Source organism: Nonomuraea sp. NPDC049129 (assembly GCF_040648495.1).
Lineage (GTDB): Bacteria > Actinomycetota > Actinomycetes > Streptosporangiales > Streptosporangiaceae > Nonomuraea.
On sequence record NZ_JBEZDU010000011.1, the window covers coordinates 276,964 to 289,117 of the forward strand.

Consider the following 12,154-nt stretch of genomic DNA (forward strand, 5'->3'; position numbering starts at 1 on the left):
CGGCGATCACGGCGTCGCGGAGAGACTTGCCTCTGCGGCGACGTCGTGGTCCGCGATCCACGCGCAGCCGCTGTCCGGGCTTTCGGTGTTCCGGATGATCACGTCCAGGCGGTCACGGGTACGGGTCAGCGCGGCGATCTGGGCATCGATGCGATTGCGCTCGGCGGCGAGCTGGGCGCGCGACTCCGGAGTACTGGCCTTGGCCTCGACGCAGGGCAGCAGTTCGGCGATGGTCCGGCTGGACAGACCGGCGGCGTAAAGCATCTGGATCAGGTGGACACGGTCGGCCGCCGACTCGGGGTAGTGGCGCTGCCCGGAGCCGCTCCGGTACGCGTCCAGCAGTCCCTGCTCTTCGTAGTAGCGCAGGGCCCGTACGCTCACGCCCGACTTCGCCGCCAACTCGCCGATACGCACCGTGACCTCCATCACAAGAGTTGCCTCTGACGTCAACGTCAGGTTTTAGCCTATCCGCATGCAGATCAACGGAGCACATGTGCTGGTGACCGGGGCCAACCGCGGCCTCGGACGGCAATTCGTCCTTTCTCTCCTCGACCGCGGCGCAGGCAAGGTGTACGCCACTGCCCGCCGCCCGGAGCTCATCGACGTACCGGGGGTCATCCCGCTGCGCCTCGACATCACGGATCCGGCATCGGTCGCCGCCGCGGCGGCAGCGGCACCTGACGTCAAGATCGTCATCAACAACGCGGGAATCTCGACCGGGGCGAATCTGGTCACCGGGGACCTGGACACGATTCGCCGCGAGATGGACACCCACTTCTATGGCACCCTCAACGTGATCCGTGCCTTCGCGCCCCAGCTGGCCGACGGCGCGATCCTCAACGTTCTGTCCGCGATCTCGTGGCTCGCCTTCGACGGCGCGGGCGGATACCACGCGGCGAAGGCCGCCGAGTGGGCGCTCACCAACGGCGCACGCTTGGAGCTGGCCCACCAGCGCACCCTGGTGACGGGCCTGCACCTGGGCGCCGCGGACACCGACATGATGGCCTGGTACGACGGCGACAAGAGCGCCCCCGAGGTGATCGTCGCGGCGGCCCTCGACGGCATCGAGGCGCACCGGCCCGAGGTGCTCGCCGACGACTGGAGCCGCCAGGTGAAGGCATGGCTGTCCGAGGACCCGAATGTCATCTACCGGGAAGCGGCGGCCGCCCTCACGGCCTGACCTGCTGGGTTCGACCGCGGTTTCTCAGGCGCGGCCGGTACTGGGGACGGGCAGGCGCCTGCCCCCGGTGCCACCGTGACTGTGTCGCTTGCTGGGTATTATTTGTCGGCCGGCACGTACACCAGTTCGAGGACGCCGGACGGGAAGGACGTGCTTTTCACCAAGCGCAGGTTCACAGCCTGATCCAGCTCGGGGAACAGCGGCGCGCCCTTGCCGGTGACGGCGGGCAGCACCCACAGCCGGTACTCGTCGACCACGCCGAGCTTGATCAGGGAGTGCATGAACTCGGTGCCACCGGCGGCGACGAGGTCCTTACCGGGCTCGGCCTTGAGCTTGGCGATCTCCTCTGCGGTGTCACCGCCGGCGATGCGGGTCTCGGGCCAGTCGTCGGCCGATTTCAGGGTGCGGGAGAACACGACCTTGGGGATCTCGTTCATGGCCCTGGCAGACGGATGGTCGGAGCCGGGCCAGTATCCGGCCATGGCCTCGTAGGTGTTGCGGCCCATGAGGAAGGCCCCGGCCTCCCACAGCCGGCTGACAAAATACTCCTCCTGCTCGCGGTCGTCGATGCTCATCATGACGTCCCGGATTCCGTTGTCCCCGTCAGCGCTCTTGCCGTCGAGCGAGACGTAAAAACCCAGAATCAGCTTCCGCATCCGGTGCCTCCATTTGTTTCGTCCCGCGCCGGGACGGTCCCAACGCCCCATGGGGGCGCTTGCCTGAGCTCCGATCAGCGCCCACCGCTCGATCAGCTCGTGCTCAGCGGTTGGTCACTCACGCACTCAGACCACCGGCTCCCGCAAAACTCATCGCGCGCCGCGCCATCGATATCTCTCGCCCGCAGCAGCAGGAAGCCGCTCCCGGCGACGGCACGGTCGCGGCGCGACCGGAGCAGGCTGGGCCGCAGGTCCTGCGCGGTGGCCACGACATAGCCGCAGAGCGTAGCCGGTCACCGGGACGGTCCGGCAGCAACCAAAGTCGCGTTGAAGAGGTGACCTAAGTGGCCACGGCCCGGCCGCCCGGCAGTAGCGGCTGCGCCGGCCGGGGTCAACGAGGTCGGTCCCGACAACCCTCGCCCGTGGTTCGAATCGCTTGAGCGACGCGCTCACCCACACGAGCTCGCCCCGCGACCAATTCGCCCCCGGCTGGTCCAGTCGACGCGCAGCCACCCGAAACAACACCCAAGCGGTACGATGCAAACACCGAACCGGGCAGCTGGCCGTACCAGCAGCACCAGCGGGCAGGACTTCTCCGTCAGGGGGCGTGGCCGTACCACGCCCACCAGCGGTTTTCCACGTACCTCACGTTGATGGAGAACCCGATCGTGACTTCTGCCGTCCCTCGCGCCTTCCACTGCGAGCACACCCGCGCCAAGAGCAGGGTGTACGCCCTCGTCGAGCGCTCCGGTCAGCCCGCGACCCTGCATGCCGTACTGACCTGCACCGATCCAGCCGTCGCTCAGCACGCCGCCTACCTTCTCTCCTCGGTGCTGGAGAACGGCCTGGGCCCCGCCGCCCGCGCTGAGTCGGAGCGGATCGCGGCGGCTCTGCCCGACGCGCCCGCCGCCTCCTTCCGTCGTACGCTGGCCGATGTCGTGAACGGGACCTGGGCCGACGCCCCCGAGCTGGCCGCCACGTGGGAGTCCCTGCGGCGGGGCCGCGGCGACTCGGCCGGCCTCGGTGGCGACCTTGAGAGCCGCACACCGGGTGATGCCCGCCTCGAGGCCTTCCCCGGGCCGGTCGTACGCACGATCAGCCTGCTGGAGGTGCACGTCCACGACCCGGCTCGCCTTCTCGCGGCGGCCACCGCGACGGGCTGGAGGCCGTTCGACGCCGAGGACCTCGACGAGGACGACCGTCAGGACGTCGTCGGGGCCGTCATGCACTTCGTCAACGGCCCGGAGTTCCTGCCCGGCGCCGACCGGTTGACGGACGTCATGCAGGCGCGGCTGCTGCGCGTCGACAGGGGCGATGAGGTGAGCGACTGGAGCGCGGCGCCCGTGACGGCGAGGTTCGACACGGGAACGAGGTCCGACCCCGACGACTTGGCCGTCTGATCGCTACTTCACAAGCACGTCGGCGCGGCCGAGCACGAGATCAACTCGGCCCAGGTGGAGCTTGAGCAGGGTGACGTGGACGCGGTCGTCGAGCAGTATGCTGCCGGCCTTGCCGATTCGCACGGTGATGGTGAGCGTGGGACAGTGGATGGTCAAACCTCGTGGCGGATGGCGAGCACGCTGAGCCACGTGCGGTGGGTGGTGTTCTCGGCGTGCTCGCGTACCTCGAAGCCGATCTCGGCGAGGATCGCGAGCAGCGTGCGCGGCTCGCGGTGTACGAACCAGCGCTGGAGCCCTTTGTCGTGCGGGACCGGCTCCCAGACCTCGCCGTCGCCGGCCGAGGTGCTCAGCCCGAGCACGCCCCCAGGGCGCAGGGCCGCGTGCCAGGCGCGCAGCGTGGGGACGGTCTCGGCGGCCGGTACGTGCAGGAGGGCCGCGACCGACCACAACCCGGCCAGCGAGCCGGGAGCCAGCGGCGGGTGCCGCAGGTCGCCCAGGGCCACGGGAACGCCGCGGTCGGCGGCCAGTGCGGCGGCGAAGCGCGCTCGAAAAGCGCGGAACGCGGCGCCACTCACCAACACGCAGATGGCCAAATCGCTTCTCCTCGCCACCCAAGTCGGATGGGAAGCTCAGAGAATTACACCGGAGCGGCGTGCGAGAGCCCGTAGACCGGAGAGCTTGCTGCGGCGGTCTCGATGGAGCAGGTCGGTGATCACCTGTCGGAGGCCGGTTGGACTGACCTCCGAGGGAGCTTGGCTGCAGCGTTCGGCACCCGCACCTACGTCAGGCACTGTTGCATGGTCTTCCGTCGCGAGCCCGTGATCGGGCAGACCCGGAGCTCGCGGCCTGTCTCGTCGACGACCTTCCTGCGTCCCAAGGGCCGCTCGAGTAGGACGGGCACTTCGACGCCACGGAGGATGTCGAGCACGGCAGGCGGCCACAACTTGTCCCGCCACATCTCCAGCAGCGTGCGCTCGGGGGGCGGGCAGGCATCGCGAAGCACTATCCGAAGCCGAACACTCGCCTCGGACTCGACGGCTTCGACTTTGTCGGTCTGGAGACATGCCGGGTCGCTCGCCCCGCCGAAGACCTGCAGGATGAGGACCCGTCCTTCCACCATGACCGTGTCGATCCGCCCGGGAAAGGGCGGTTCGACCGGCCGGGACTCCCGCATGCCAGCCACCATGGAGACGGCGACGGCCAGCACCAGGAGGCAGAACATGCGCCACAGGAAGGACGGGCCCAGGGGGTTCATTTCTTGTAGACGTCCTTGCCGACTGCCTTCATCACGTCATGGATGTCGGTGAAGTAGTTCACGCAGGTGGACACGCTAGGCTTGTTATCGACGTTGTTGCTGCCGTGGTGGATGCCCTTGGCCACCACGTATCCATCGCCCTTGCGGAAGGTGTAGACCGGAGCGCCCGAGTCGCCCCTGATCGTGCACCGGCCGGATTTCTTACCAACCTGAAGCCAGCGTGTCGTGCTCTTCGGCTTCGAGCCCTCGACCTTCCAGCCGATGTCGGTGACCTTGAAGCCGCAGATCTGTCCGTTGGACAGGGTCTTTGTATCCGGGCTGGCACCGCCGACGCAGTACTGGTCTGTTTCTCGCGCGGGGACCGAGAATCGCCCGCCCACCCATTGCTTTTCTGCTGAGTCCCTGCCACCGATGAAGATGGTGGGGCTGGTGACCCGGCCGAGTACCGTCTGTATCAGGGACACGTCGCCATAATAGGTGGGCTGATTCGGCAGTTTGATCGTTCCTTGACCGGCCACCCAGTTCGTCCATTCGACGACACCAGCGCTCGTGATTCCGTCAGACACAACGCAGTGCCCGGCGCTCACCATGAGGTGGTCGGCCGCAGTCCCCATGGCGAATCCAGTCGTGCACCCCCCTTCGGTGCCGTCGGGATTGGAGGAAGAGAACGCTGAGCCGCCGTTGAGCTTTCCCGTGTCCTTCTGCCGGGTGTCCGCGGCGGAGGTGGAGGCGGAGGATGTCGTGCCGACGTCCAGGCGCGGACGGTCACTCTCCGACCGCAGCCAGATGGCGACGTTGTACGTGCCGTACCGGTCCGCCAATGCCTTACGTAGCCCCGCGGATGCGTCGGTGGACTGCACCACGGCCAGATTGCGCTGGGGCCAGATTTGCGTGGCGAACAGCGCGGTTCCCGCCGGGATCGTCTCGTCCAGGTCGAGCACCTGGTCGGTGATGGTGTTCAGCGCCTGGTAGCTGTTGGCGACCTCGGCGTATCGGGGAGTGATCGAGTACGGGGTTTCCGCGGCGGCCACTGCGGCAGTCCTGGCCGCCGGTGAATCCTCGTTCTCGAAACCGATCGCGAGGGTCTCGTCGGCGTCGCCGTTGTCCACCGCGATCCCGCTCAGCACCTTGCTCGCGGTGTCCTTGCCCGCCGGCGTCGCGGGAGCGACCACCCGCCCGCTGGCCGGGTCGAAGTAGGGCGGGGCCAAGGTGGTGGCGTTGGCCTGTGCACGGTTGTCAGCGCCGTTCAACGCGTGCACGTTCTCTGAGGAGACCGGTAGCCCGTCCAGCTTCCAGTCCGCGGGCGCGGTGAACACTTCCACCCCGTCGGGTCCCGCCGGGTACAGCACCTGGGGTGCCGGGACCGGTTGGGTGACGACCGTCAGCTTCGGCACCTCGGTGCCGGGGTCGCCGTACTCGGTGGAGGCGAGCTCGCGGAAGTTGTCGGAGGTGTTGGCCTCGTTCGGCTCCTGCAGTGTGAGCCCATAGTTAGGGCTGCCGCTCGCCCATGCTGCGGCGATCTCCTTGACAGGCCAGTCGAGTGTCCCTCTGCCGCAGTCGCTGGCGTGGGACTGGGTGACGATCGTGGCGCCCTCGGTGGTCGTGGCCGGCTTGTTGGCCCAGGTGAGGTTGTACGGATCCCAGCGGCTGGTGGTCCGCCGGACCTGGATGCCGTCTCCACTCTCTCCGCAGCCCGGGCCATCGGTGTTCACCACCGACAATTTCGCGTCGATGATGCGCTGACCCGTGAGAGCCATGGTGTCGAAGCGCAGCAGGCCGCGGTTGCGTATGCCGAAGATGCCGCCGGTCATCAGCAACGGCGAAGACGGGTCGCCTGTGCCGCCCTCGTCGGAGACGTCCACGTCCGCACTCGTCGGCATCGCGACCGAGCCGCTGATCGTCACGGGGAAGGCCGCGGTGTCCAGCTTGGCGCCGTCCAGCGCCACCCGCAGGTTGTCGCCGGACTGCTCGCTCTTGAACGCGCTGGGGGCTGATTTCGTGGCCGTCCGCCGTCCTGGCTTGATGTGCAGGCGGGGCGTCAACGCTCGCAGAACGGTTCGCCCCTGAGCGTCCACGAGCTCCTCCCGCCGCTCGCCGGACGAGGCGCCCTTCACCTGCACGGGAAGTGTGAGGTCCAGGGGTATCGTCGGACGACGCTGGAGGACGATCTCGTAGCGGAATCCCGCTGCCATGGCGCTGACCACAAGCTGGGCGCCGTCGCCCAGGTCGTACGTCGCTCGGTTCGCCGAGATCTGAGGGCGCGGGAGCGGCGTCGGCCATGACAGGGCCAGCGATTGACCTCCGGCGGTCGACAACTGGGCGAACGGTTCGGACTGTCCGCCTGCCGTGAAAGCGAGCGAAGCCTTCACGAGTTTCGGCCGAAAAGCGCCGTCCTTCTCGACGAGCCCCGTATCGATCCAGGCCCACGCTCCGTTGTTCTGCTTGAGTCGCACGGGTCGGGACCAGGTTTCGATGATCACCTGCCCGTCCTGCCGACGGACCACTCGCCGAGATTCTGTGGCGGCGCCCAGGATCTCACCTGGTAGCTGCTTGGTCGCGGCCTCCATGGAAACAGGCGACGGGCCAGCTTGTTGTGCTTGGACGGGCGGGGGGTTGAGGATCGAGGCGGCGAGGGCCGCACTCGCTGTGACGGCGAGAGCTGAGCTTCGTAACGACCGTGTAAACCGCAAAGGCGCCATCTCCATGAAGATCCTGACAATCCGGAAAACTCGGAGTGAGCGTAGATCGCGAACGGCTGTGCGGCAAGATCAACGCTGAGTCATGGCGCGATGACCAGAGCGTGGGTTTCCGCAGCATGGCGTGTACGGATGCCTCCCATACTTCCGGCGTAGGAAATCTCAGGCAGGCAAAAGGGGCCCGGCTCAAGCCGAACCCCTTCTACGGAAAGTGAGCTAGGAGAGGTCGAACTCTCCCTTACCGGCCCCGTCCAGGAAGGCTGACCACTCTGCGTGAGTGAACGCCAGAACGGGCCCCGATCCGTGATCCTTGGTGTCCCTCACCAGAACCGAGTCGTCGGCGCGCCGCATCACCTCGACACAGCTACCGCCGTTGCCACCCGACGCTTTCGCCTTGGTCCAGACCCCTACCGGCAGACCTGGTGTGTTACTCATAGCGGCTCATCACCTCGCGTATGATCTCCCTGCTGGCGTCAACGGGATGCGCCATGTTGGACAGGGCATCCCATCGCACAATAAGCGCTTGCACGGTCTGAGTGCGATTGGTTACTCGACCTTCCTCAGCGCTCTCTATATAGGCGTGGTCAGGTCCGCCGTCCCTCATAGTAGCCACCTCGAACGCGCCCAGCAGGCCCGTGGTCAGCCCTGCCGCAAGGGGTAGCACCCTGAGTGTGACGTAAGGAGGATTGAGGATCTCTAGGATTTTCGCAAGCTGTTCGCGCATCACCTCTTTCCCGCCCACCGGTCGGTGCAGAACGTTTTCATCGACCAGGGTCGAATACATCGGAGGTGGCTTTCGGAGAAAAACAGACTGTCGTCGAATTCGAAGCTGTACCGCCTTCTCAGCTTGGTCTTCGGTCGCGCCTGGTTCGCCGAGGAATACTTGCCTAGCGTAGCTTTCCGTCTGGAGCAGACCGGGGATGATCATCGGCTCCGAGGTACGTATGGTGTGCGCGGCGGCCTCCACACGTGGCCACTCCTGGAACCACTTCGGCCCGAGAGAGTTGTGTATCTGCGGGAGGAGCTCCAGGAGCTGCCCGTGGAGGCCAAGAGCTTTCTCGATCTCTCGTGTCAGCGCTTCGCTCGGCTTGCGCATCATGCGCTCAACGTGCCCCACGGCGCTCTCGCTGTAGGGAAGTCGCTCCGCTAGACGCTCTTGGCTCAACCCTTGTTCCGTCCGGTACGAACGTAGGCGGGAGGCGAATTCCTTCCATGCCTTCCTACCAGGATCCTGCCCATTTTCGGCCATAACAACCCTTTCGAACCTCTCCCCGTACTCCCCCACTTACGGCCACCCAGTGAATCCGGAAGGAACTGTACGCCTACTTTTGCGGACTGGACAGGGAGGTAACGCCATTCTGAGAGGGCCTACCGAAATCTTGGGGCCGTAAGTCTCGATGCCCCAGATATGTCCTCACCCCAGGGTGGATCCATGTATGCACATAGCTCCCAAACACACCGGACGTTGCTTCGCGCCAGCCCCGACACTCCACGCCAAGCCCGCCAAATCGTGCGCATATGGTCAGCCCTCGGCTTGGGGCTGAAAAGTGAACTGCTGGAGGATGTCGAGTTGGTGGTCTCCGAATTGGTGACCAACTCCGTGACGCATGCGCATTTCCGTCCGGGTCGGCAATGGGTTCAGCTCAGCATCGATATGGATCCCACGTCGGTGCGCGTGACAGTGACGGATCCTGGACATCCCACCGAATATCCGCAACGGCGCTGCGCAGACTCGCGGGACTTGGACGGTCTCGTAGTGGGAGGCAGGGGACTACAGATCGTTGATCATATCTGCCACGGCGCCTGGGATACGAGCCTGACCGAGAGTCATGAACGCATGGTTCACGCCCGAATTCCCATAGATCCCCACACCTGACAGGTGCACCCACCTGGACCGACGCTGGGCGGGGCAGGCGTTCACACGCCGGGCCATCCAACGCGACCGCAGGCACGAAGTACATGAGAGCTCTATCCGGCCGATCAATGAGGCTCGGGCGATCTGGACGGGATTGTTGTCCGGAAGAGTCCGCTAGAACGGGCGTGGCGGCGAAATCTGGAGGGACGGCGCCGTCACGCCTGCTAAACCGCTCCTGGTGGTTCAGAAACCGATGGCTTCGCGGAGCAGCAGGACGGTGCCGCGGCCTGGGTTGGGTTCCGCGTTGAGGATGAGAAGGCGGTTCAGAGCGCTGGGCTGCCCGTATGCCTTCATGGCGCGCTCGTTCTCCAGCGGAAGGCAGTGGTCTTCGACGCGTCGCAGTGCGGTGCTCAGGTCGGGGACCACCTTCTGTGCCCCGACGATCCAGATCGCGCGGGGCGCGGCGCCCGAGTAACCGGCCAGTTGGCTGCCGCTGGCCGAGGCGGCCACAAGGGATCCGGTCTCGGTGACCGCGGCGACGCTGCCCACGATGACGTCGGGGCAGGCGATCATCCGCCAGATCTCGGCCAGTTGGGTCGCACGGTCCATGGTCGTGCTGCTTGCCTTGACGGACTTGTATCGGCCGCTGGTGTTGATGTCCTCATCGATGCCGGACAGGCGGAGGGTTTCGCTGGCCCCGGTGAACACGCTGGCGCCCTCCGGGATCAGGTCGTTGACGCGGGTACGCGCGGCGGCGGCGTCGTCGAGGATTTCCACGGTGAAACCGTGTGCGGTCAGCGCGGCGGCCGCCCGCTCCAGGCGCTGATCGGACGCCCGGTCGGCAAACGGCGCGGCAACGGGCGCCTCGGCCGTGCGGGGCGCCGAGCCTGCCAGCGGGGTGGTGTCGAGGTATCTGACCTCGTAGGCCCGCTCCGTGAACTTCCAACCCTCGCCGGTGCGCTGGTAGCGGTCGTGGTAGACGGCGTAGTTCACGCCCTCGCGGCCGTCCTGGGTACGTGCGATCTCTTGGATGTAGGCGCGGCCGGTCGCCGTGTCGCCGTCCAGCTGGATCGTGCCCGGGTGCGTGTTCTGCACGAAGAAGTCCCACTGGCTCTGCAGTCGCTCGCCCTCGGAGCGGATCTGCTCCCGGCCGACCATCTCGGGGATAGTGGGTATCCGCAGCGCGCCATCGTGGGTGAACAGGGACGCGAGGCGGGGGCGGTCGCGCATCATCGCCGCGTCGGTGAACTCGGCGCGCAGCGCCTCGATCTCGACGCGGTCGGCGATGGCCTGAAAGTCGCTCATCGGTTTCCTCCTGGTCGCCTCGAAGCCGGTGTACGACGGCTTCGTGGGTGGCGTGTTCGTCTCATCGGTTCGACAACGCAACCCCGCTGAATGTGAGGATCCGCTGAGAGTGCCCCTTCAGCGGGGGTTGTCGGCGCGCCAGGCGATGTAGTCGGCGACCGCCGTGCCGACGTCGAAGGCCGGGGTGAAGCCGGTGTCGTGGGTGAGCCGGGTGATGTCGAGGTAGGGGTCGTCTCCGGGGCCGTTCCGTCGTCCGGGCAGGAGGTCGGGCCGCGAGCCGGGGGTGATCGCCCGTACGGCGTCCACGAGCTCGCTGTTGGTGAACGGCCGGCCGCTGGAGACGTTGTAGGTGGTGTGCCGCAGGGTTTCCGTGGTCATCAGCAGGGCGATCGCGCGCCCGGCGTCGGGTGCGTAGCAGCTGTCGCCGCCGTCGTCGGCGTACAGCGGCTGCGGCTGTTCACCGCGGAGTGCGGCGTTGATGTACGGCGGGATGGGGTTGAACGGTGATTCCGGGTCCATCAGCGGTCCCCAGATGCTCCCGATCCGGAGCACGACCGGCTGGACGCCGCTGCCCTGGAGGCTGTGCGTGGTGAGCGGCTCGACGGCCTTCTTGAAGGCGATGATCAGGTGCGGCAGGTCCGCGGTGGGCAGCGCGAGCTCCTCGTGCCAGCGGGTCTCGGCCGCGCCGATGTACACGCCGAGGCTGCTGGCGACGGCGAATCTGCGCACGCCCCAGGCGCGGGCGGCGTCCAGCGCGTTGAGCAGGCCGATCGTGTCCGTACGGAAGAAGGTGACCGGGTCCTTGTCAGGGATGCTGCCGGCGAGGTGGACGATGTCGCTGATGTCGTGGCGATCGGCCAGGGCCAGGAAGGCGTCCCGGTCGGTGACGTCCAGGGATTCCACGGTGACCCGGCCGGCCAGGAACGAGGGGACCTTGGTGCGGCGGTGTGCGGTGACGACGACCTGGTGTCCGAGGTCGACGAGGGCGCGGGCGGTGTGGGCACCGATCATGCCGAGCCCTCCGGTGATGAGGATCATCGGGCCACCTCGTAGCGCAGGTGGGTCACGCCGGGGGCCGGGACGGCCTCCAGCAGACGGAGGTGTACGTGTTTCGGGAGCTCCTGGAAGAAGGGGCGGCCGGCGCCCAGCAGGACGGGCACCTGGTGGAGGATCACCTCGTCGACGAGGCCCGCTTCCAGCGCGGCGGCCAGCACGCCGCCGCCCATGAGGCCGACATCCTTGCCATCGGCGAACTGGCGGGCGACCGCGATCGCGTCCTGGATGCCGGTGGTGATCAGGGTCTGCCGCTCGGTGATTTCTGGGGCCGGTCGGTGGCTGAGGAGGATCAGCGGGGCTGCCGGGTGCGGGCTGCCGCCGCCGAAGTGGTCGGAGTCGTCGTAGGTGTTGCGGCCGGCCACGATCGCGCCCACGCGTCCGGCGAGAATGTCGAAGAGGCGGGCGCTGGGCTCGCTGAGGTTGAATCCGTCGAACGTCTGGCTGGGTGTGTCGCCGTTGAAGTACCAGTCGAACAGCATGTTCGCGTCGCCGAGGCCGCGTCCGGCGCCGGGGCCGCGGCCGGTGATGTAGCCGTCGACCGAGACGGCGTGGGCGCTGATGACCTTGCTCATGTCTTTCCTTCCGGATCAGCCGGCATGGGGAAGCCGACGATTCGGTATCGAGCCTGCCGTTCAGGTGAGGCGGGAGGCATCCGTGCCGGCCACGTGCCGGGTACGCGGGCACCACGTGGTGGCCACGTACGCCGACACCACGACCTCACATTCCGGTGGGCTGTCTTGTCGAAACCGAT

At 67.0% G+C, this 12,154-nt stretch carries 13 protein-coding genes; 3 read left to right on the forward strand and 10 right to left on the reverse strand.

The genetic code is table 11. The annotated features are described in order from the left end of the window. Positions 1 to 6: 6 nt before the first annotated feature. Positions 7 to 414: a MerR family transcriptional regulator gene (locus AB0B64_RS32880; RefSeq protein ID WP_357957796.1), complete on the reverse strand. Its 408-nt coding sequence runs from the start codon at positions 412 to 414 to the stop codon at positions 7 to 9. 58 nt (positions 415 to 472) lie between these two features. On the opposite strand from AB0B64_RS32880, the gene AB0B64_RS32885 reads away from it, so the two are divergent. Beyond that, a complete protein-coding gene (locus AB0B64_RS32885) occupies positions 473 to 1,180 on the forward strand; it encodes an SDR family oxidoreductase (RefSeq protein ID WP_358182004.1) in 708 nt (235 codons plus the stop codon). A gap of 98 nt (positions 1,181 to 1,278) precedes the next feature. Here AB0B64_RS32885 and AB0B64_RS32890 read toward each other — a convergent pair whose 3' ends face one another. Continuing rightward, positions 1,279 to 1,836, reverse strand: a complete 558-nt coding sequence (locus tag AB0B64_RS32890) for a dihydrofolate reductase family protein (protein WP_357957799.1) — start codon at positions 1,834 to 1,836, stop codon at positions 1,279 to 1,281. Positions 1,837 to 2,504: 668 nt separating this feature from the next. Here AB0B64_RS32890 and AB0B64_RS32895 point away from each other — a divergent pair. Further along, the gene (locus AB0B64_RS32895; RefSeq protein ID WP_357957801.1) at positions 2,505 to 3,236 is read left to right on the forward strand and encodes a hypothetical protein; all 732 of its coding nucleotides are present in this window, start codon (positions 2,505 to 2,507) and stop codon (positions 3,234 to 3,236) included. A 152-nt stretch (positions 3,237 to 3,388) separates the two neighbouring features. On the opposite strand, the gene AB0B64_RS32900 is transcribed toward AB0B64_RS32895, so the two are convergent. The 5 genes from AB0B64_RS32900 to AB0B64_RS32920 all read right to left on the reverse strand — a co-directional run bounded on the left by AB0B64_RS32900 (position 3,389) and on the right by AB0B64_RS32920 (position 8,436). Next, positions 3,389 to 3,829 carry a hypothetical protein gene (locus tag AB0B64_RS32900; RefSeq protein ID WP_357957804.1) on the reverse strand — a complete coding sequence of 147 codons (441 nt, stop codon included), beginning with the start codon at positions 3,827 to 3,829 and terminating at the stop codon, positions 3,389 to 3,391. Between the two features lie 185 nt (positions 3,830 to 4,014). Next, on the reverse strand, positions 4,015 to 4,491 hold the full coding sequence (locus AB0B64_RS32905; protein WP_358182007.1) for a hypothetical protein: 477 nt from the start codon (positions 4,489 to 4,491) through the stop codon (positions 4,015 to 4,017). Then, positions 4,488 to 7,058, reverse strand: coding sequence for a DNRLRE domain-containing protein (locus tag AB0B64_RS32910; protein ID WP_358182010.1), 2,571 nt, complete (start codon positions 7,056 to 7,058; stop codon positions 4,488 to 4,490). Before AB0B64_RS32910 ends, AB0B64_RS32905 begins: the two co-directional genes overlap by 4 nt. 345 nt (positions 7,059 to 7,403) lie before the next feature. Continuing rightward, positions 7,404 to 7,622: a DUF397 domain-containing protein gene (locus AB0B64_RS32915; RefSeq protein WP_357957810.1), complete on the reverse strand. Its 219-nt coding sequence runs from the start codon at positions 7,620 to 7,622 to the stop codon at positions 7,404 to 7,406. Then, positions 7,615 to 8,436, reverse strand: coding sequence for a helix-turn-helix transcriptional regulator (locus AB0B64_RS32920; protein WP_358182180.1), 822 nt, complete (start codon positions 8,434 to 8,436; stop codon positions 7,615 to 7,617). The genes AB0B64_RS32915 and AB0B64_RS32920 overlap by 8 nt, the downstream gene beginning before the upstream one ends. A 183-nt stretch (positions 8,437 to 8,619) precedes the next feature. Here AB0B64_RS32920 and AB0B64_RS32925 point away from each other — a divergent pair, with 183 nt between their 5' ends. Further along, entirely contained in the window at positions 8,620 to 9,063 is a 444-nt protein-coding gene (locus tag AB0B64_RS32925) for an ATP-binding protein (RefSeq protein ID WP_357957812.1), read from the forward strand. A 222-nt stretch (positions 9,064 to 9,285) separates the two neighbouring features. Here the strand turns inward: AB0B64_RS32925 and AB0B64_RS32930 are convergent, their stop codons facing one another. From AB0B64_RS32930 to AB0B64_RS32940, 3 genes are all read right to left on the reverse strand, one after another. Beyond that, the gene (locus tag AB0B64_RS32930; RefSeq protein WP_357957813.1) at positions 9,286 to 10,347 is read right to left on the reverse strand and encodes an LUD domain-containing protein; all 1,062 of its coding nucleotides are present in this window, start codon (positions 10,345 to 10,347) and stop codon (positions 9,286 to 9,288) included. Between the two features lie 117 nt (positions 10,348 to 10,464). After that, on the reverse strand, positions 10,465 to 11,385 hold the full coding sequence (locus AB0B64_RS32935; protein ID WP_358182013.1) for an NAD(P)-dependent oxidoreductase: 921 nt from the start codon (positions 11,383 to 11,385) through the stop codon (positions 10,465 to 10,467). Beyond that, the gene (locus AB0B64_RS32940; RefSeq protein ID WP_358182016.1) at positions 11,382 to 11,975 is read right to left on the reverse strand and encodes a dihydrofolate reductase family protein; all 594 of its coding nucleotides are present in this window, start codon (positions 11,973 to 11,975) and stop codon (positions 11,382 to 11,384) included. The genes AB0B64_RS32935 and AB0B64_RS32940 overlap by 4 nt, the downstream gene beginning before the upstream one ends. Positions 11,976 to 12,154 lie beyond the last annotated feature (179 nt).